Origin of the sequence: Helicobacter pylori, assembly GCF_014496965.1 — a bacterium.
In the GTDB taxonomy this organism is placed as follows: domain Bacteria; phylum Campylobacterota; class Campylobacteria; order Campylobacterales; family Helicobacteraceae; genus Helicobacter; species Helicobacter pylori_CZ.
The window spans coordinates 30,430-51,141 of sequence record NZ_JACTCR010000011.1 but is presented as its reverse complement, the minus strand read 5'-3'; the positions used below and the strand labels follow the sequence as shown (position 1 = coordinate 51,141).

19 protein-coding genes are annotated in these 20,712 nt (G+C 40.1%); 6 read left to right on the top strand and 13 right to left on the bottom strand.

Going from position 1 to position 20,712, the window contains the following annotated elements:
- Positions 1 to 106: outer membrane beta-barrel protein (locus H7O61_RS05215; protein ID WP_120966095.1), on the top strand; the 106-nt coding region annotated here is incomplete at its 5' end.
- 87 nt (positions 107 to 193) lie between these two features.
- Positions 194 to 1,027 (top strand): sulfite exporter TauE/SafE family protein, encoded by an 834-nt coding sequence (locus tag H7O61_RS05210; protein WP_001936326.1) that lies wholly within the window; start codon positions 194 to 196, stop codon positions 1,025 to 1,027.
- 404 nt (positions 1,028 to 1,431) lie between these two features.
- On the opposite strand, the gene msrB is transcribed toward H7O61_RS05210, so the two are convergent.
- The 6 genes from msrB to H7O61_RS05180 form a co-directional block, all read right to left on the bottom strand.
- Positions 1,432 to 2,511: a peptide-methionine (R)-S-oxide reductase MsrB gene (msrB, locus tag H7O61_RS05205; protein ID WP_000866569.1), complete on the bottom strand. Its 1,080-nt coding sequence runs from the start codon at positions 2,509 to 2,511 to the stop codon at positions 1,432 to 1,434.
- A gap of 123 nt (positions 2,512 to 2,634) precedes the next feature.
- The gene (gene radA, locus H7O61_RS05200; protein WP_187875343.1) at positions 2,635 to 3,981 is read right to left on the bottom strand and encodes a DNA repair protein RadA; all 1,347 of its coding nucleotides are present in this window, start codon (positions 3,979 to 3,981) and stop codon (positions 2,635 to 2,637) included.
- A 112-nt stretch (positions 3,982 to 4,093) separates the two neighbouring features.
- Positions 4,094 to 4,327 (bottom strand): ribbon-helix-helix domain-containing protein, encoded by a 234-nt coding sequence (locus tag H7O61_RS05195; RefSeq protein WP_000858672.1) that lies wholly within the window; start codon positions 4,325 to 4,327, stop codon positions 4,094 to 4,096.
- A gap of 157 nt (positions 4,328 to 4,484) precedes the next feature.
- Positions 4,485 to 5,465 carry an iron-sulfur cluster assembly scaffold protein gene (locus tag H7O61_RS05190; protein ID WP_187875342.1) on the bottom strand — a complete coding sequence of 327 codons (981 nt, stop codon included), beginning with the start codon at positions 5,463 to 5,465 and terminating at the stop codon, positions 4,485 to 4,487.
- Positions 5,466 to 5,486: 21 nt separating this feature from the next.
- Positions 5,487 to 6,650 (bottom strand): NifS family cysteine desulfurase, encoded by a 1,164-nt coding sequence (locus H7O61_RS05185; protein WP_000941679.1) that lies wholly within the window; start codon positions 6,648 to 6,650, stop codon positions 5,487 to 5,489.
- 165 nt (positions 6,651 to 6,815) lie between these two features.
- Positions 6,816 to 7,280 carry a helix-turn-helix domain-containing protein gene (locus H7O61_RS05180; RefSeq protein ID WP_187875341.1) on the bottom strand — a complete coding sequence of 155 codons (465 nt, stop codon included), beginning with the start codon at positions 7,278 to 7,280 and terminating at the stop codon, positions 6,816 to 6,818.
- Between the two features lie 65 nt (positions 7,281 to 7,345).
- Between H7O61_RS05180 and H7O61_RS05175 the strand changes: the two genes are divergently transcribed.
- Entirely contained in the window at positions 7,346 to 7,972 is a 627-nt protein-coding gene (locus H7O61_RS05175) for a YbhB/YbcL family Raf kinase inhibitor-like protein (protein WP_187875340.1), read from the top strand.
- A gap of 69 nt (positions 7,973 to 8,041) precedes the next feature.
- Here H7O61_RS05175 and H7O61_RS05170 read toward each other — a convergent pair whose 3' ends face one another.
- From H7O61_RS05170 to H7O61_RS05150, 5 genes are all read right to left on the bottom strand, one after another.
- Positions 8,042 to 8,896, bottom strand: coding sequence for a beta-1,4-N-acetylgalactosamyltransferase (locus tag H7O61_RS05170; RefSeq protein ID WP_187875339.1), 855 nt, complete (start codon positions 8,894 to 8,896; stop codon positions 8,042 to 8,044).
- The gene (locus H7O61_RS05165) at positions 8,871 to 9,203 is read right to left on the bottom strand and encodes a beta-1,4-N-acetylgalactosaminyltransferase (protein ID WP_187875338.1); all 333 of its coding nucleotides are present in this window, start codon (positions 9,201 to 9,203) and stop codon (positions 8,871 to 8,873) included. The genes H7O61_RS05170 and H7O61_RS05165 overlap by 26 nt, the downstream gene beginning before the upstream one ends.
- A 68-nt stretch (positions 9,204 to 9,271) precedes the next feature.
- Positions 9,272 to 10,363 carry a 1-deoxy-D-xylulose-5-phosphate reductoisomerase gene (gene dxr / locus H7O61_RS05160; RefSeq protein WP_187875337.1) on the bottom strand — a complete coding sequence of 364 codons (1,092 nt, stop codon included), beginning with the start codon at positions 10,361 to 10,363 and terminating at the stop codon, positions 9,272 to 9,274.
- Positions 10,364 to 11,164, bottom strand: coding sequence for a phosphatidate cytidylyltransferase (locus H7O61_RS05155; RefSeq protein ID WP_187875336.1), 801 nt, complete (start codon positions 11,162 to 11,164; stop codon positions 10,364 to 10,366).
- Between the two features lie 12 nt (positions 11,165 to 11,176).
- Positions 11,177 to 12,835 (bottom strand): SLC13 family permease, encoded by a 1,659-nt coding sequence (locus H7O61_RS05150; protein ID WP_187875335.1) that lies wholly within the window; start codon positions 12,833 to 12,835, stop codon positions 11,177 to 11,179.
- A 95-nt stretch (positions 12,836 to 12,930) separates the two neighbouring features.
- Between H7O61_RS05150 and mnmG the strand changes: the two genes are divergently transcribed.
- From mnmG to hcpA, 3 genes are all read left to right on the top strand, one after another.
- A complete protein-coding gene (mnmG, locus tag H7O61_RS05145; RefSeq protein ID WP_187875334.1) occupies positions 12,931 to 14,796 on the top strand; it encodes a tRNA uridine-5-carboxymethylaminomethyl(34) synthesis enzyme MnmG in 1,866 nt (621 codons plus the stop codon).
- 10 nt (positions 14,797 to 14,806) lie between these two features.
- Positions 14,807 to 15,958: a succinyl-diaminopimelate desuccinylase gene (dapE, locus tag H7O61_RS05140; RefSeq protein WP_187875333.1), complete on the top strand. Its 1,152-nt coding sequence runs from the start codon at positions 14,807 to 14,809 to the stop codon at positions 15,956 to 15,958.
- Between the two features lie 442 nt (positions 15,959 to 16,400).
- Positions 16,401 to 17,153, top strand: coding sequence for a Sel1-like repeat protein HcpA (gene hcpA, locus H7O61_RS05135; RefSeq protein ID WP_001929275.1), 753 nt, complete (start codon positions 16,401 to 16,403; stop codon positions 17,151 to 17,153).
- A gap of 171 nt (positions 17,154 to 17,324) precedes the next feature.
- On the opposite strand, the gene htpG is transcribed toward hcpA, so the two are convergent.
- Positions 17,325 to 19,190 carry a molecular chaperone HtpG gene (htpG, locus tag H7O61_RS05130; RefSeq protein WP_187875332.1) on the bottom strand — a complete coding sequence of 622 codons (1,866 nt, stop codon included), beginning with the start codon at positions 19,188 to 19,190 and terminating at the stop codon, positions 17,325 to 17,327.
- 102 nt (positions 19,191 to 19,292) lie between these two features.
- On the bottom strand, positions 19,293 to 20,645 hold the full coding sequence (hofA, locus tag H7O61_RS05125) for an outer membrane beta-barrel protein HofA (RefSeq protein WP_187875331.1): 1,353 nt from the start codon (positions 20,643 to 20,645) through the stop codon (positions 19,293 to 19,295).
- Positions 20,646 to 20,712 lie beyond the last annotated feature (67 nt).

The following is a 20,712-nucleotide window of genomic DNA, read 5'->3' as shown; positions in this document are numbered from 1 at the left end:
CTTTAAAATCCCCACAATCAACACAAGCTACTATTCTTTCATGGGCGCTAAACTAGAATACCGAAGGATGTATAGCCTTTTCCTCAATTATGTGTTTGCTTACTAGGTGGCGCAAACCCTCTTTAAAGAAAATTTTTTAAAGATTATCACTCTTTTTTGATAAAGTAATAATTTAGAATTTAGGGAGTTTTTCATGGAAGAATCAACAGCGTTTATTTTGGCTCTTGTGGGGCTATTCACCGGCATTACCGCCGGGTTTTTTGGCATTGGTGGAGGGGAGATTGTCGTCCCTAGCGCGATTTTTGCCCATTTTAGTTATAGCCATGCGGTGGGTATTTCGCTCATGCAAATGCTTTTTTCTTCAGTGGTCGGCTCTATCATCAATTACAAAAAGGGCTTGTTGGATTTGAAAGAAGGCTCCTTTGCCGCGCTTGGAGGGCTAATGGGGGCGATTTTAGGGAGCTTTATCTTAAAAATCATTAACGATAAGATTTTAATGAGCGTGTTTGTGGTGGTGGTGTGCTACACCTTTATCAAATACGCTTTTTCTAACAACAAGAAGCCAGAGCATTTTGAAGAAATGCATTTTGATTTGCATGCGAATAACAAAACGCCCGAAAAAAAGCGCGCAATCCCTTTTGTGTCTATGGATAGAACGCATGGGGTTTTGATGCTCGCCGGTTTTGTTACTGGCATCTTTTCTATCCCGCTAGGCATGGGTGGGGGGATTTTAATGGTGCCGTTTTTAGGCTATTTTTTGAAATACGATTCTAAAAAAATCGTGCCTTTGGGGCTATTTTTTGTGGTGTTCGCTTCTTTATCCGGGGTTATTTCTCTTTATAATGGGAAGGTTCTTGATGATATAAGCGTTCAAGCCGGGGTGATTACCGGTGTTGGAGCGTTTTTAGGGGTGGGCATTGGAATCAAACTTATTGCTTTGGCTAATGAAAAGGTGCATAAAATCTTATTGCTTCTCATTTATGCTTTAAGCATTTTAGCGACCTTACACAAGCTCATTATGGGTTAAAAATTTAAAAATAAATCAAGGGCATTTTTTAAAGATGAAATAGCAAATAGCTTGATTCTAATCAAGCGGTAATCTCTTAAAAAGCGCTTCTTTAGGGTTAGGGGGATTATAGAGAGAATGGTTTCAAAATACCCCTCTATCCTCATTAAGGAAATAAGTTTTTGCCATAAAACAATGAAAACAAAGCAACCAAAATCCCATTTTTTAAAAAAGTTAAAAAGCTTTAGTTATTGATATTTTAAGAACAAAGCCATAAAGCTTAAAAGAGAGCGTTTTTAAAGTAAGGGTAATTAAAAAATGAATTATTTAAGGCGGTTTCTAGTGGTTTTTAGCGATCCTTAGGATAACCCAAACGCTTAAATTCCCCATTTTAACCCCCCATTAGGGGGCTTAGTCATCACCCCTTAATGCGACTTTTTATCTTGGATGTATTTTTTCAATTCACCCTTTTTGATATAAGGGATAAACTCGCCATAGCCCTCTTTTTCCATGTCTTTTAAAGGGATAAACCTTAAAGCCGCGCTATTGATGCAATACCTTAAGCCTCCCAATTCTTTAGGCCCATCGTTAAACACATGCCCTAAATGCGCCTTACCAATGCGACTCAACACTTCAATGCGCTTCCTGTTAAGGCTCTCATCGTCTTCGTATTTCACCACATCTTTATTGATAGGCTTAGAAAAGCTTGGCCACCCGCAACCAGAGTCGTATTTATCCGCTGAAGAAAATAACGGCTCGCCGGTGGTAATATCCACATAAATGCCCTCTTCTTCTTTGTTGTAATACTCATTTTCAAAGGGTTTCTCAGTGTGTTTGTTTTGAGTCACCTCATACTGGAGTTTGGTGAGTTTTTTCTTTAAAACTTCATCGCTGGGTTTGGTGTATTTATCGTCATCCACAATCACTTCATCCGCCTTTTTCAAATCAATATGGCAATAGCCACCGGGGTGTTTTTTCAAATAATCCTGGTGATACTCTTCAGCCCTCACATAATTTTTTAACGGCTCTACCTCAATGGCGATCTTGCCTTTCACTTCTTTTTGTAACGCTTTTAAGGCGTTGTCTATCACTTCTTTATCCGCGCTATTGACATAGTAAATCCCTGTGCGATACTGTCTGCCCACATCATTACCCTGTTTGTTCACGCTTACCGGATCAATCACCTTAAAATAATAGCGCAACAACTTGTCCAAACTGATCTTTTTAGGATCATAGATCACTTTCACGCTTTCAGCATGATCGCTCTCATGCAATTTTTCATAATTCGTGCTTGAAGTCTTGCCATTAGCGTAACCAGAGCTTGCGTCTATAACGCCATAAATCCTCTCCATATACGCCTCTAGCCCCCAAAAGCACCCCCCAGCCAAGTAAATCACTCTTTCATCGGTTTTAGGGTGTTTAGCCCCCATGCTTTCATTCGCTTGCATGATCGCTCCTATTAGTATAAAAAGATAAAAAATTTTCAAGTAAGATAATACCTTCATTAAATAACCTTTGTTTTAATTTTAATGGTGTCCGCCATTATAACTAAAAAAGACAGCAATTACTCTTTAAATTGAGTTTAAATTTCAATAAGGCTTTGTTTTATTAGGTAACAAAAGTTCCAATCACATCCACTCAACAATCTTACCCACCACATTAGCTTCATAGCATTTGATAGAGGTTTTTTGGCTGGGTTTTTTGGGCAAAATGGCTTTTAAAAAGCCGTAATTTTCCATTTCTTTCAATCTGGCGTTCAAATTAGGGGCTTCTAAAATCCTGCCATTCAAACTCACTTCGCCCAAAAACGCCGTTTTATTGTCAATTTTTCTGTTTTTAAAGCTTGAAAGGATACTGGCAATGACCGCTAAATCGCAAGCCGGCTCGCTAATCTTAATGCCTCCGCTCACATTAATGAACACATCATGGCGGTTTAAGGGGATTTCTAGCTTTTTTTCCAATAAAGCGATGAGCATGTTAAGGCGGTTAGTATCAAACCCATTCGCTAATCGTTTGGGTGTTCCAAAACTGCACTCGCTCACCAACGCCTGAATCTCTAAAATCAACGCCCTTGAGCCTTCTAAAGTGATGGTAATGGCGCTCCCCTCCATAGGCTCTTCTTTGGAAAAAAACAAGCTTGAAGCTTCTTTGGTGCTCACCAAACCCTGCTCTTTCATCTCAAACAAGCCGATTTCACTCGTAGGGCCAAAGCGGTTTTTAAAACTCCTTAAAATCCTTAATTCCCTACTGGGATCGCCTTCAAAATACAGCACACTATCCACCATATGCTCTAACACTCTAGGCCCTGCGATGCTCCCTTCTTTAGTGATATGACCGATGATAAAAACAGCAATATTTCTTGTTTTGGCCAAACGCATGAGCTCAAAAGTGATCTCTCGCACTTGCGAAATAGAGCCGGGCGCTGAAGAAATCTCTGGCGAATAAAGCGTTTGAATGGAATCAATCACGCAAGCAAAATAATTTTCGCTTTCAATATTCGCCTTAATCACAGGCCAATTGATTTCATTGAGCAGATACAATTCTTTTTCTATGCAATCCAATCTAGTGGCGCGCATTTTAATCTGGCTCAAGCTCTCTTCCCCGCTCACATACAAAACCTTTTGCTGGTTTTTGGCTAAACCAGAAGCCACTTTTAAAAGCAGAGTGGATTTCCCCACCCCAGGACTCCCCCCCACCAAATACAACCCCCCTTTAGCGATCCCCCCACCTAAAACAATATCCAACTCACTTTGAGTGGAAGAAAATTTGATCACTTCTTCATGCTCAATTTCAGCGATAGAAACGCTTTTTTGCACTTTTGGGATCGGGTTTTTAAGCGTGTTTAAAACTTCCTTTTGAGCTTGGTTCAATTCTATAAAACTTTCCCATGCGTTGCATTGAACGCACTTGCCTAGCCACTTAGGGCTTGTAAAACCGCAATGCTGACACTCAAATAAAGAAGTTTTTTTAGCCAAAATATTTCTCTTTTTTAAAACCACACAGCTAAATACTGGATAAAAATGGGGCTTTAGTTTTGTTTTATAGCAAAACCCGTGGAGCTAAACTCAAAAACAAGTTAAAAAATTATCAAGCGCCATTTTGCTCTATTTTTCTTAAAGCCTTCAAAATATAGCGTTTGATATAAGATCCCACGCTTTCTTCTTCTTCGTTAGCCATTTTCTCTAGTTTTTGGTATTGCTCATCAGAAAAATACAAGCTTACAGCACGAGTTTTTTTATTAGCGTCTGCTTTTGGTTTGCGCCCTAGTTTATTTTTAGTTTCCCTTAAGTGAGTTTCATCTGTGTTTTCTGTCGTTTTCATCAAGTTCCTTCAATCATCATCGCAAATCGCTTTAAACAAAAATAGCATGTTAGCATAAAAGTAGTGTATAACGAACAATGCCGCAAGCACTAATCATTCCTCAGAGTTTATTAGCGCTTCGCTCAAAAAAAGACCTCCACCCCCTAAAAAGTTCAAATCAAATCGGTAACACCCTGATACTGCGATCCAATAATTCCTGTAAGGCGTTTTCAATGGCAAATAAAGTCCCAGTAGTCGCGCTCATGCACCCATCGCATGCCCCCATGTAGCGGATATACACATCAATGTAATCATCGCTTTCTTTAATGTCTAAAATCTCTAAATCCCCTCCGTCCATCATAAGCATAGCACGGATATTTTCATCAATGACTTTATCCACGGCTTTAATCTTTTGAACCATAGTCATTTCCCTGAAAGCCAATTCCCCATTTTGGGATTTGTTAGCGGCGGCTTTAAGTTTTTCAGCTTCCATTTCTTCACGCACTTCTTTAAGAATATCCACCAGGTAATAATCCCTTTTTTCATGCCCTCCCGGTCTCACACAGCTTTTACAAAACGCGCCGGCTTTGGTGTAATTAGTGATTTCTTCAACGCTTTTTAAATCATTAAGCCTAATCACTTCCTTAATCGTGCCTAAACTCACCCTAGCGCACTCGCACACGATGATTTCTTCTTCAAAATCTTCAGCGTTTTTCCCCAAATACATGCCGGCAGCTTTTTTGATCACGTCATACGCCATCACCGAGCAGTGCATTTTTTGCCCAGGGACAGCCGGCGTATCCGGTTCGTCTCTCAAGCCTCTTTCCACATCTAAATTCGTGATTTTTACCGCCTCTTGGACTCTTTTATTCAAACACAATTCCACCATCATGTCTGAGCTTGCGATCGCTGTCCCGCAACCAAAGCTTTTAAACTTCGCATCAACAATCTTATCCGTGCTTTCATCTACAAGCCAATACAATCTCACCGCATCTCCGCATGCTTCTGCGCCGTAATCCGCCACAATGAGCTTAGCGTTTTTGGCTTTAGCCTGCTCTTCTGTGATGACCCCTAAATGCGTAGGGTTATCCATGCGCCTTTGAACTTCTTTAGAATACGCGTCCCAAAGAGCCGATCCCACTAAATCATGTTTTGCCATTTTGATTCCTTTATGTTCTTTTTAATAAGAGCTTGAAATGTTTCTCAATCTTACAGCCGCTTGAGAGAAAACTTCAATCGTTTTATCAATTTCAGCTTCCGTGTTAAAACGGCTCAATGAAAGCCTGATAGCGGTATGAGCCAATTCCTTGCTCGCCCCAATCGCCACCATGACAGGATTAGCCTCTAAATCCTCACTCGCGCACGCGCTCCCTGTGGAAGCGGCGATATTAGAGCGATTCAAATCCCACAGCATGGCCTCTCCTTCAATCCCTCTCACGCTGATTAAAGTCGTGTTAGGCACACGATGGATTCTATCGCCCACCACCATCACATCAGGGATTTTCAAAAGCGCTTCTTCTAATTTGTCGCGCAATTTCCCTACCACTTCTTTTTCATAGTCTAAATGCTCTACGGCTAATTTCATCGCTTCGCCCATGCCCACGATATAAGGCACGTTCAAAGTCCCGCTGCGCCTACCATTCATATGCTCCCCGCCATGAAAAAGAGGGGTCAATCCCACCCCACTTCTAATATACAACCCCCCAATGCCTTTAGGCCCATGGAATTTGTGCGCGCTAAAAGAAAGGAAATCCACGTTCGCCTTTAACACATCTACAGGGATTTTACCAATCGCTTGCACCGCATCGGTATGGAACAACACGCCCTTTTCTTTACAGATAGCCCCAATTTCTTCAATAGGGAAAATGAGACCGGTTTCATTATTCGCCCACATCACGCTCACCAAAGCGGTTTTTTCTGTGATCGCTTCTTTGACTTGATCGGCAGTGATGCTCCCATGCTCATTAATAGGCAAGTAAGTAACCTCCACCCCCAAGCTTTCTAAAAAATTACAAGTGGATCGCACCGCCGGATGCTCTGCAACCGTGGTTACAATATGGTTTTTGCCTTTTTTCAAGCATTCATCAAAATACACGCCCTTTAACACCCAGTTATTGCTCTCTGTCGCACAAGAAGTGATGATCACATCATCTATATCCCTAGCGTTAATGCCTTTATAGAGCTTATCCAGCGCTTCTGCAATGGCCGGGTGGGTTTCTGTGCCAAATTGGTGTAACGAGCTAGGGTTCCCGTAATGATCCCTTAAAAAAGGATCCATGATCTCCTTGACTTTAGGGTCAATCCTAGTTGTAGCGTTATTGTCTAAATAAATTCGTTGTAACAAATGAGTGTTCTCCTTAAAAATTTTACATAGATTTCTTATCTAGGTCTAAATTATGATTAAATACAAGATATTTTCTTAATTTTAACTTAAAATAAGATGAATTTTTGAAAACATTTTGAGAAATGCGAATATTCTCCTATCAAAAACCAGCCGCTACCAACCCACTTAAGGTTTTTTAAGGGGTCTCCCACGCCTGTCTTTTAAAGCGTCTATCCCCCCTTGTTGGTAACGCTTCTCCCACACATAGAGTTTTTGCAATTGCTTCGCCACTTCTTTTTTAGTGGGCTTAATGCCCTTAAGGTTATAAAGAGCGGTAACGATAATGGGCTTTGGGATATTAAACCTTTGGATAAATTCCAAACAATCTTTTTTGAGCTGGGAGTCTTGCTTGTTTTTAGTAATATCCACATGGCTTAAATATTGCAACACATAAAGGCGTTTTTCTTCATCTTCTTGCACGATTTCTGGGGCCAACTCCATGCCTTGACTAATGCCCTTAGAAAGCTTATTTGAAGCCTCTTGTGGTGTGGAATAAACGCTCAAATAAGTTTCTAACAACGAAATCACTTTTTTTTGCTGTTCCAATAGTGCGTCTATTTTGGCACTCAAACGATTTATTCTACTTTCCATGCGTTCAATGGTAACCACCAAAAATAAATAGCTATACAATCATTAAAAATAATTATTCTAACATCATGTTCCAAAGTAAGATGTGTTTTTATGATCATGCTACAATAAAGGAAAATGATTTCAAAGAAAAAGGGCTTAAAATGAAAACTTTTGAAGTGATGATTCAAACCGATTCGCAGGGGTATTTGGACGCTAAATTTGGCGGCAACGCTCCTAAAGCATTTCTCAACCCAAACGGCTTACCCACTTATTCGCCTAAAATCTCATGGCAAAAAGTGGAAGGCGCTCAAAGCTATGCGTTAGAACTCATCGATCATGACGCGCAAAAAGTGTGCGGCATGCCGTTTGTCCATTGGGTCGTGGGCAATATTTCTTACAATGTTTTAGAAGAAAACGCTTCCATGATGGATAAAAGGATTGTTCAAGGGGTCAATTCGCTCACTCAAGGCTTTATCCGTTCCTCTCTTAATGAAAGCGAAAAACAACGCTCCAATCTCAATAACAGCGTCTATATCGGCCCCATGCCTCCTAATGGTGATCACCATTACTTAATTCAAGTGTATGCCCTAGACATTCCTAAACTGGAATTAAAAGCCCCTTTTTTCTTAGGCGATTTGCATGACAAAATGCGCAACCATATCATCGCCATAGGGAGAAAGGAATTTTTATACAAGCAGTTTGTAAGGAAATAAACTGCTTGTTTGTAGGTTTAATTCAATGAACCTACAAATAGAGCATGGAAGCAAAAAACGATGATTGATTTAAGGCAAGCGGAATTTTTGATATACCTCTAAAATCCTCTTTTCATCTAGCATGCTTTCTTCAATCCTTGTGCCTATCAAATCGGCATGGCGTTTTTTAAATTCTTTTAAAGGGATCAAATCGTCATAAACGATAGCGTTTCGCCTCTTTTTAGCTAAAGGGAAGTGCCATTGCACCATTTCCTTATCTTTAATATAGTGTTTATCTTTAAGCTTTAGGACTTCATAACTTTCATCATTGTAGCACCAAATTTCAAAAGGCTCGCAATCGTTATACAATAACCAATGATCCCCCCATGCGTCCAAAAAACCAAAATCCCCATCATTACGAACAAACACTTCAAAATCCCGCACCACAAAATTAATGCGCGAATACATCACAACCTCTTTAATGTTCTTAGGGATATAAAAACTTTCATAAAGTTTTTTAGCGTCATAGATATGATCGCAATCAATTTTGACTACCCACTCATTTTTAGGGATAAAAGAAAGTATATAATTAGAATAGTGATAGAATTGGTGCCACAAACTCGGACAATCCTTTAGAATGACTTCATAAGGATAGCTGATAGGGATAAATGAGGGGAACTTTTTGCAAAACTCTAAAACCACTTCTTTAGAGCCATCATCGCAATCATTAAAACCAATGACCCCCCTTTGAACGGCAGGAAGCATAGAAAACAAACTCTCTTCTAAAGTAACGATTTCGTTTTTGACTCTAATAAAAGCCCATGGGTTTAGAGGGCTTTTAGGGTTTTGACTTTTTTTATCATAGTCAAAATAACCCGAATGCGTGGGATTGGGTAAAGTTAAAGTGGGATGGATGACCCTATCCTCTAAATGCCCCCCCCCCATAATTATAATTAAGAGAACTATTTTTATAAATACTCCTATTGCGTTCCATGAAGCTTTCATTATTTAAAGAAGCGATAGCCAAAAACACGCTTTCTTGATCATCGTGGTTGAATAAAGCTTTTTCTTGAAGAAAATGAAGTTTTTTAGCCTCTAGCATTTCCTTAATTTCATGATTGATTTCATAATGAGCGTCCCTATCATGGGCGTTTTCATGGGCGTTTTTTGCCCCTTTTAAACCACGAACGCACCTCATTACAAAAGGCATTCTCTCTTTAACAAAACCCTTGATTTTATTCTTTAACCCCATAAAAACTCCTAATTGAAATAAAACGCTACCGCAAGCAAAACCTTATTATACTACACTTCTACTATACTTCAAGCCAAACGCTCCCTAACTTCTTTGTCTAATTCTAGCACTTCATCTAAACTAGAGAGCTTGAAAGGCGTTTTAGCGTATGATTCTAAGGCTTGAGAGATGATTTGAATAAGGCCTCCAAAAGCGATTTCTTGATTCAAAAACTTCTTCATCGCCACTTCATTGCTCGCATTCAGCACCACGCCAAGCTTTGGGTTTTCCAACAACAAATCTTTATAACGCCACAAAGTGTAGCGCTCCACGCTAATGGGTTCGAATTTAATCGCGCTTAAAGCGTATAAATCTAAGGGCTTAATGGAAGCGTTCAACGAAGCGAATTTGGGGTTAATGGCGTAGCTTATGGGTAATTGCATGTCCGCACTCGCTAAATGCGCAATGACAGAGTTGTCTTCAAACTCCACCAAAGCATGCACGATAGAGCTTCTTTCAATCAGCGCGTCAATCTTTAAAGACGCGCCAAAAAGCCAGTAGGTTTCTAAAATTTCAAAAAGCTTATTGACCATGCTCGCTGAATCAATGGTGATTTTATCCCCCATGCTCCAATTAGGGTGCTTGAGCGCGCTTTGCGCGTTTTGAATAGCGATAAGTTCTAAAGGCGTGTCCCTAAAAGCCCCCCCACTCGCGCTAATGATTAAAGATTTAGGCTTTAAAGTCTTGTTTTGCAACAACGCCCACAAACCAAAATGCTCGCTATCAATGGGCGTGATTTGTGAAATGTCTAATAAATGCCCCGCACTCACTAAACTTTCTTTATTCGCTAGAGCTAGTTTTTTGTTCCTTTGTAAGCTTTTAAAGCTCGCTTTCAATCCGGCTACGCCCACAATGGCGTTAAGGACTAAATTGGAAACGCACTCTTCTATCATCGCATCAATGCCGTCTAACCCCACAAACACTTTTGCGCCCAAAGGCTCTAAACCATTCAAATCGCTAGGATCTAAAATCGCCACTTTCTTGGGCTTGAAAATTTGGATTTGCTCATTGATTAAAGCGATATTTTTCCCACAGCTTAAGGCTTCTATTTTTACGCCAAATTTTTTTGCGATTTTAAGGGCGTTTTTCCCAATAGAGCCGGTGCTTCCTAAAACAACCATTCAATCCCCTAAAAACACCGCCGTCTCTTTCCAAATTTCCAAAAAATACAACAACGCATGCAAGCTTAAAGCCCCAAAAAGCATGGAATCCAATCGGTCTAAAACGCCCCCATGCCCGGGTAAAATCTTACCGCTATCCTTGATCCCGACTTTTCTTTTCAAATAGCTTTCATACAAATCCCCAAACACCGCCATAAGCGCGATTAAGAAACTGAATAAAAGCGCCATAAGAAAGCCTCCGCTCAATTTCCCCATGCCCACAAACGATCCCAAAACGCTCGCCAAAACAACGCCAATCAACGCGCCCTCTAAGGTTTTATTCGGTGAAGTGGCTGTGAAAGGGGTTTTGCCCAAAAGCTTGCCTCCAAAAAACGCCCCCACATCGCTTGCGACCACCACCACTAAAAGCCAAATGATCGCCACTGTGCCAAAATCCTTATAAATCCCAAAAAGTGCAAAAAACCCAACGCCCGGGTATAAAAAGGGTAAAATGGCTTCGCTGTGGTGTGCTTTTTGATAAGCGATGACGCTAGCCATGACCATCGCGCTGATAAGAGCGCATTCTACAGGATGCCCATTAAAATACGCCGCTACCCATGACAACACTAAAACAAGATACAGGCTAAAGCTCGCTTTAACTTGAAACAGTCTTAACGCTTCAGAAAACCCTACCACATAAATCCCCCCTAAAACCGCCCAAAACAACAACAAATTGTCCGCATACAAAATCAAGCCTGCCACAATGATTAAAACAAACCCTGTAATGTAACGAGATTTTTCTTTAAATAACTCTTCTTTCACTTTTTTCCTTAATCAATTAAATACCAGCGAAACTAAAAAATAGCTAAACGCGCTAATCAAAACAACTCCTACCAGATTAAGCCACAAACCGGCTTTAATCATGTCCGTTATTTTAACATACCCAGAGCCATAAGCTATCGCATTGGGTGGGGTGGCTACAGGGAGCATGAACGCGCAAGTCGCGCTCAAGGCTACAGGAATGGTCAATAACAAGCTCTGATGGTTTTCATAACCCATGCCCATCGCAACCCCTCCAATCACCGGTAAAAACGCCGCAGCGGTGGCGGTGTTAGAAGTGATTTCGGTTAAGAAAATGACCATTAAAGTGACCATGAAAATAATGAATAAAATCGGTAAATGCGAAAAGCCAGAAACTAAATGCCCGATCCACAAACTCAACCCGGTTTTAGAAAATTGCGCGCTCAAGGCTAACCCGCCGCCAAATAAAAGCAACACATCCCAAGGGAGTTTTTTAGCAACACCCCAATCAATGAGCCTATCGCCCTGATGGTTAGCAGGCAAAATGAATAAGAGCGCAGAAACCCCCATCGCAATCACTGAATCAATTTTATCTATCTTAATGCCCCAAGATTTTAAAATCGTATCTAAAAAAATCCACCCTAAAGACGCCAGAATAAAAATAACGCCCACAGAGATTTCCGCCCAACTCAAGTGGCCTATTTTTTTTAACTCTACCCTAATGACTTCCTTACCCCCTGGGATTTCTTTAATCTTTAAAGGGAAAATCACATAAGTGAGCAAGAGCCACGATAAAATGAGCATGATGAAGGCTAACGGCGTCCCAAACACCATCCACTGAGCGAAATCAATTTCAATATTGAAAGCGGTTTTCATATAGCCGGCTAATAAAGCGTTAGGCGGCGTGCCAATAAGAGTGCCTAAAGAACCAATAGAAGCCGCATAAGCGATGCCAAGCATCAAGCAAATACTGAAATTCGTGCGATAAATGATGGTCTTTTCTTGAATGACTTGAGAAATGTCTTTTCCCTTATGCACGATATTGCCCATAATACCCCCATGCACTTTGGTGATTTCTTCTTTTTGATGCCATGAATTAGAGGCGTTTTCTTTGCCCACAAGTTTAGCGACTAATTGCAAAACGCTCATGCCAATAGGGAGCATCATCACCGCCGTTGCGGTATTGCTCACCCACATAGACAGAAAGCCTGTAGCTATCATGAAACCTAAAATCAACCTCCTAGGGCTTGTGCCTACTAATAAAATAATGCTTAAAGCGATGCGCGTGTGCAAGTTCCATTTTTGCATGCTTAAAGCTAAAATAAACCCTCCCATAAAAAGAAAGATAATCGGCGATGCGTAAGAAGAGCTAACGCTAGCGAATTGATCCACGCTAAAGACGCTAAAAAGCACTAAAGGTAAAAGCGCGGTTGCGGGCAGGTCAATGGCTTCAGTCATCCACCATATCCCCATTAAAACAGCCACCCCAGCCACAACAGGCATCGCCTTATAATTTAAGGAATTAAGCTTGGGGATTTCTTCTACAATATGAGGCAGTTGAGAATTAAGCGCATAATAGATAATAAGCGCGATCAACGCCCCCCCTATTAACCCCAACAAGCGCACGATTTTAGTGTTTTTATCATCGGCGCGCGTATCTGTATGCGTATTGGCATGCGAATGATTTTCCATGTTGTTTTACCCTTTAAAATTACTAACCTCCATGCTACAATAAAACTTTTTCAAAACTAAGATTTTAGAAAAATCATATCAAAACAGGAAAAGAAGTGGTAAAAGAAAGTGATATTTTAGTGATTGGTGGGGGGCATGCAGGCATTGAAGCGAGCTTGATTGCAGCCAAAATGGGGGCTAGAGTGCATTTAATCACCATGCTCATAGACACGATCGGTTTAGCGAGCTGTAATCCAGCTATTGGAGGCTTGGGTAAAGGGCATTTGACTAAAGAAGTGGATGTGTTAGGGGGGGCTATGGGGATTATTACGGATCATAGCGGTTTGCAATACCGTGTGCTAAACGCTTCTAAAGGGCCGGCGGTTAGGGGGACTAGAGCGCAAATTGATATGGATACTTACCGCATTTTTGCAAGGAATCTTGTCTTAAACACCCCTAATTTGAGCGTCTCTCAAGAAATGACCGAAAGTTTAATCCTTGAAAACGATGAGGTAGTGGGCGTAACCACGAACATTAATAACACTTATAAGGCTAAAAAAGTGATCATCACCACAGGCACTTTTTTAAAAGGGGTGGTGCATATTGGCGAGCACCAAAACCAAAACGGGCGCTTTGGGGAAAACGCTTCTAATTCTTTAGCCTTGAATTTAAGGGAGCTTGGCTTTAAGGCAGAAAGGTTAAAAACCGGCACTTGCCCAAGAGTGGCAGGCAATAGCATTGATTTTGAAGGCTTAGAAGAGCATTTTGGGGACACAAACCCTCCCTATTTTAGCTATAAAACCAAAGATTTTAACCCCACCCAACTCTCATGTTTCATCACTTACACCAACCCTATTACCCATCAAATCATTAGGGATAATTTCCACCGAGCCCCCCTATTTAGCGGTCAAATTGAAGGCATAGGCCCAAGGTATTGCCCTAGCATTGAAGATAAAATCAACCGCTTCAGTGAAAAAGAACGCCACCAGCTGTTTTTAGAGCCTCAAACCATCCATAAAAGCGAATATTATATCAACGGCTTAAGCACCTCTTTGCCCCTAGATGTGCAAGAAAAGGTCATTCATTCTATCAAAGGCTTAGAAAACGCGCTCATCACGCGCTATGGCTATGCGATAGAGTATGATTTTATCCAGCCTACGGAACTAACCCACACTTTAGAAACCAAAAAAATCAAAGGGCTTTATTTGGCCGGGCAAATCAATGGGACTACCGGCTATGAAGAAGCGGCGGCTCAAGGGCTTATGGCTGGGATTAATGCGGTATTAGCTTTAAAGAATCAAGACCCCTTTATTTTAAAGCGCAATGAAGCTTATATCGGCGTTTTGATTGATGATTTGGTGACTAAAGGCACGAATGAACCTTACAGAATGTTTACCAGCCGAGCCGAATACCGCTTGCTTTTAAGAGAGGACAACACGCTTTTTAGATTAGGCGAACATGCCTATCGTTTAGGGCTTATGGAAGAGGATTTTTATAAGGGATTGAAAAAAGACCAACAAGAAATACAAGACAATCTCAAACGCCTTAAAGAATGCGTCCTTACCCCCAGTAAAGAAGTGTTAAAACGCTTGAATGCATTAGACGAAAACCCTATCAATGACAAGGTTGATGGCGTTAGTTTGTTAGCGCGCGATAGTTTTAATCTAGAAAAAATGCGCTCCTTTTTCAGCTTTTTAACGCCTTTGAATGAGCGGGTTTTAGAGCAAATTAAAATTGAATGCAAATATAATATTTATATTGAAAAGCAACACGAAAATATCGCTAAAATGGATAGCATGCTCAAAGTTTCTATCCCTAAAGGTTTTGTGTTTAAAGGCATTCCAGGCTTAAGCCTAGAAGCGGTAGAAAAGTTAGAAAAATTCCGCCCCAAAAGCCTTTTTGAAGCCTCAGAAATCAGCGGGATCACCCCGGCGAATTTAGATGTTTTGCATTTATACATCCATTTGCGAAAAAACTCTTAAAGGATTTTTAATGAACGCTTTAGAAATCACCCAAAAGCTCATCAGCTACCCCACCATCACGCCCAAAGAATGCGGTATTTTTGAATACATTAAATCGCTTTTTCCTACTTTTAAAGCTCTAGAGTGTGGGGAAAATGGCGTGAAAAACCTTTTTTTATACCGCATTTTTAACCCCCCCAAAGAGAATGCAAAAGAAAAGCATGCAAAAGAGAATACCAAACCCTTGCATTTTTGCTTTGCAGGGCATATTGATGTCGTGCCTCCTGGGAACAACTGGCAAAGCGATCCCTTTAAGCCCATCATTAAAGAAGGGTTTTTATACGGCCGTGGGGCGCAAGACATGAAAGGGGGCGTGGGGGCGTTTTTGAGCGCAAGCTTACAATTTAACCCTAAAACCCCTTTCATGCTTTCTGTTTTACTCACGAGCGATGAAGAAGGGCCGGGGATTTTTGGCACTAGGCTTATGCTAGAAAAACTCAAAGAAAAGGATTTGCTGCCCCATATGGCGATTGTGGCTGAACCCACTTGCGAAAAAGTCTTAGGCGATAGCATCAAAATTGGCCGAAGAGGCTCTATTAATGGCAGACTCATTTTAAAAGGCGTTCAAGGGCATGTGGCTTACCCGCAAAAATGCCAAAACCCTATTGATACGCTCGCTTCGGTTTTGCCCTTAATTTCAGGAGTTCATTTAGACAATGGCGATGAGTGTTTTGACCCTTCAAAATTAGTCATCACCAACTTGCATGCAGGGTTAGGGGCTAATAATGTGACTCCAGCGAGCGTAGAAATTACCTTTAATGCGCGCCATTCTTTAAAAACCACCCAAGAGAGTTTGAAAGAATATTTAGAAAAAGTTTTGAAAGATTTGCCTTATACTTTAGAATTAGAATCAAGCAGTTCGCCCTTCATCACGGCTTCCCATTCAAAGCTTACCAGCGTTTTACAAGAAAATATTTTAAAAACATGCCACACCACTCCCCTTTTAAACACCAAAGGCGGCACGAGCGATGCGCGATTTTTTAGCACTCATGGCATAGAAGTGGTGGAGTTTGGCGTTATTAACGACAGGATCCACGCCATTGATGAAAGGGTGAGCTTGAAGGAACTAGAGCTTTTAGAAAAAGTGTTTTTGGGGGTTTTGGAGGGCTTGATCGAAAAATAAATGAAATAAAGTAATCGTTTTAAGTGGGTTTTTGTTTTTAACGCCAACGCCTTTTTAGCCGATACCAGCTCAAGCTTTAAGTGCGCTTGCAACCCATTTGTTGCAACCTTGTTATAAGAGTGGGACAATGCTTGACAAAATAACCAAAACTTGCTATAGCAATATTCTCCATGTTTTTTAGATTACTTTAAAGTCTTACCAAGCCACTTCTTAAAGGAGTGGTGGCTCAATCAGCTTTTTAAAACAAACTCTTTTAATACAGCTTCTCACTAGTATCCCCTATCGCATGGCAATCCAGCTCAAGCGTTGGAACGTGCTTAAAAGAGAAGCAATTCTCAATCATTTTCTTTATTTCATCAATAAAAGGGTATTCAATAAGGCTTTAATCGTCAATATTTGATTATAATTATAAAGGATTACATTTTTTTAATAAGAGATATACATGCTAGGGAGTGTTAAAAAAACCCTTTTTGGGGTCTTGTGTTTGGGTGCGTTGTGTTTGAGATGGTTAATGGCAGAGCCAGACGCTAAAGAACTTGTTAATTTAGGTATAGAAAGCGTGAAGAAACAAGATTTCACTCAAGCTAAAGCGCATTTTGAAAAAGCGTGTGAGTTAAAAGAAGGTTTTGGGTGTGTTTTTTTAGGGGCGTTTTATGAAGAAGGGAAAGGAGTGGGAAAAGACTTGAAAAAAGCCATTCAATTTTACACTAAAGGTTGTGAATTAAATGATGGTTATGGGTGTCGCCTACTAGGAAATTTATACTATAACGGACAAGGCGTTTCTAAAGACGCCAAAAAAGCCTCACAATATTACTCTAAATCTTGTGAATTGAACCATGCTGAAGGGTGTACGGTATTAGGAAGCCTACACCATTATGGCGTAGGCACGCCTAAGGATTTAAGAAAGGCTCTTGATTTGTATGAAAAAGCTTGCGATTTAAAAGACAGCCCCGGGTGTATTAATGCAGGATACATGTATGGTGTGGCAAAGAATTTTAAGGAGGCTATCGTTCGTTATTCTAAAGCATGCGAATTAAAAGATGGTAGGGGGTGTTATAATTTAGGGGTTATGCAATACAACGCCCAAGGTACAGCAAAGGACGAAAAGCAAGCGGTAGAAAACTTTAAAAAAGGCTGCAAATCAAGCGTTAAAGAAGCATGCGACGCTCTTAAGGAATTAAAAATAGAACTTTAATTTCAATGAAGTTAAGCTAAACGCTGCGTTTAGCTAACTTTTACGCTTTTTATATTTTAAAAAAATAGGGTTTTAGTTACTTGGTTTTAAACTCTTAAGAGAATAGGGGTATTTTGAAATAATTTTCCCCTACAACCCCAACTAAATCCCCCAAAGACCGCTTTTTAACCCCTACAACGCCTTCAATAACACGCTATTTAAACGCTCGTTAAAACTTTTAGCGTCTTTTAAAGCCCCTTTTTCTAAAAGCTTCGCCCCATCATAAAGCAACCAGATAAAAGCGCTCAACTGCTCTTTATCTTCGCATTTTAAGAGTTTTTGCAAAATCGCATGGTTAGGGTTTAATTCTAAAGTTTTCTTGCTTTCAGGCACGCTTTGCCCCATTTGACGCATCCAATTAGCCATCATCGCATTTGGTTCATCGCCTATTAAAGCCACCGCTGAAGTGAGATGACCAGAAAGCTCTACGCCCTTAATCTCATCTTTAAGATTTTCTTCAAACGCTTTGATTAAATCTTTAAACTGATCTTTTACCTCATCATGGATTTCTGCCAAACCAAGCTCTTTCAAGCTCTCGCTATGGCTAGCGTCTCTAAAAGGCGTTTTATCGTATTCATTCACGCTTGGCATCACAAACGCATCAATTTCATCGCTCAATAACAAAACATCATAGCCTTTTTGAGCGTATTTTTCTAAAATGGGGGACGCTTTCAGTAAATCTAAATTTTCGCCTAAAAGGTAGTAAATGCTTTTTTGATTTTCTTTTAAATTTTCTTTGTATTCTTTTAAAGAAATCAATTCTCCTTTGTTTTTGGAATAAAATCTCAACAATTCTAAAAGTTTTTCTTTGTTTTCAAAATCCCCATACAAGCCTTCTTTTAACACTTTCCCAAAAGGCTCATAGAATTTATGGTAATTCTTGTTATCCTTGCTCAGCCTTTCAATTTCGCTTAAAATCTTTTTCACTGAAGCCGAACGGATATTGGCTAAAATCTTATTCTGCTGTAAGATTTCACGGCTCACGTTCAAGGGTAAATCTTCGCTGTCAATCACGCCTTTAACAAACCTCAAATAAGACGGCAGTAATTCTTTGTCATCATCAGTGATAAACACCCGTTTAACATAGAGCTTGACCCCGCTTTTATAATCCACCCTAAACAAATCAAAGGGCGCTTTGCTAGGGATATAAAAAAGCGTCGTGTATTCTAAAGAGCCTTCCACTTTATTGTGGATATAGCTTAAAGGCTCGCTGTTATCATGCGCAAACGATTGGTAAAAGTCTTTGTAATCCTTTTCTTTTAACTCGCTCTTATTCATTTTCCATAAAGCGCTCGCTTGATTGATCTGATCGCATTTTTCTTCTTTAATTTCTTTTTGATTGTCCCCTTCGCCCTCGTATTTCGTATCGGTGTAAGTTAAAAAAATAGGGAAAGGGATATGCTCAGAATACTTTTTAACAACGCTATCAATCTCCCAACGGCTCGCAAAATGAGAATCTTCATCTTTTAAAAAGAGGGTGATTTCTGTGCCTTGCTCCTCTTTGACGCATTCGCTGATTTCAAACTTGCCCTTACCATCGCTCACCCATGCATAAGCTTGATTACTATTTACCTTTTTGGTTTGAACGACAATCTTACTCGCTACCATAAACGCTGAATAAAAGCCCACGCCAAATTGGCCAATCAGTGCGCTATCTTTTTTCTTATCCCCACTCAAAGCGCTTAAAAAACTCTTCGTGCCTGATTTAGCGATCGTGCCTAAATGCTCGATGAGATCGTTTTTATCCATGCCTATACCATTATCTTTAATCGTTAAGGTTTTTTTCTGGCTATCAAAACTCAAATGAATGCCAGGCGTGATATTCAGCCCTTTTAGTTTTTCATCGGTTAGCATTAAATAATTCAGCTTGTCCAAAGCGTCGCTCGCGTTAGAAATCAACTCCCTTAAAAAAATCTCTTTATTAGAATACAAAGAGTGGATCATCAAATCCAAAAGCTGGTTGATTTCAGTTTGGAAGGTGTATTCTTGATTAGACATTGATCTTTTCCTTTAATAAAATTTTTAAGATTATACAATAAAAGCGCGCTTAAAAGGGGTATGCTAAGGCTTAAAAAATAACATGAAAGAATGTTTAATTTTTTAAAAACGATAACTCATAGAGCTCATAAAATAGCTTCTATCTTGAATGGTTTGAGCGAAATCAGGGTTATAACCGCTTGTAAAAAACCCTACCTTATAACCCTTATGCATCGTGATTTGATAGCCATTAAACATTAGCATTAAATAGATATGTTTTTTAAGGTTGTATTTAAAAGTAACCCCTAAGCTTTGCGAATCAGCCCTTGGGGAATAGGTCAATTTCCCATACAATTGCACCAAAAGATTCTTAATACTCTTCCCTATAAAAGCGTTAATGGTCATGGAATTAGCGTTGTAAAAATTGGAATAAGCGTCTTCATAAGGGGTGTCATCTTTAGTGTCATAAAAAGGATCCACTGGTGAGCCGTTCCAACCTAATTGAGCGCTCCCGTTCCCAAAATTCTTATACACGCTCCAGCCAAAACGATAAGATCGAAAATGCACCCTTTGAAACACAAACAAACTCGCGCTTTTTTTCCCTATTAACGAAGCTCTGTAATAATCTTTAGACAAATAATCGCTATAAAGGGGGAACCATGCGTAAAAAGTCGTTTGGATGCGCCAACCAGATTTCCAATAAGACTTTGTATCATGGGTGATTTCAAATCCAGGAGCGTTAAAATTCTTAGGGTAAAACCAAATAAAAGGCACGACCCTAATGTATTTATTTTCGTAAATGAGGTTTAAATTGTGCATGCCGTAGTTGGTTTTTTGCTTGTAATTGACAGGAGCGTAAAAATCTCTAATGGATTGCTCATTAGCTAAAGCCCTTCCAAAGGTGCTAAACCACTCTATCCTAAACTTTTTCCACCGGTAAAAAAGCTCAAACCCTTGATTAAACCCGCTCAAAAACAAAGCTTTAGAGGGGTAATGCCCTAATTTAATCCCAAAAATATCCTTATATTGATAATCTAAATACAAATTGTATAACACATAAGGCCTGGCGTTTTGCGCCTTTTGCTCTCTGGTCCAATTTTGGCTGTGTTGCATCAAATAGCCCTCCCATCGCCCCATGTAATACCAGTTCGCCGGCTGAAACCCCGCCTTAGGGTTGGCTTCATCAATCAAAAACTTCGTGGAATCATAAGCTAACGATCCTATTTCGCCCCCCACCCCAAAACCCAGTTTGTGGTTTTCAATCCCTTTAGGGAGCAAACTAGAATCAACTTGTAAAGCCCCAGTAGTGGTTACATAACTCCCTGTAGGATAAATCCCTTTTTTTGAATTGATAACCGACTGGTTGAAAGCGATGCGCGAAAATGATCCCACTCTCGCGCTGATTTGATACTCAAAAGCGTTGAGAAAAACCCCATTCAAAGCTAAAAACCCTAGCCAAACTTTTTGATTAAGCACCCTTTTATCAAACACCTTTTTTATTGAATTCTGATATTATGCCATGAAACAAACTCGCAAGCCGCTC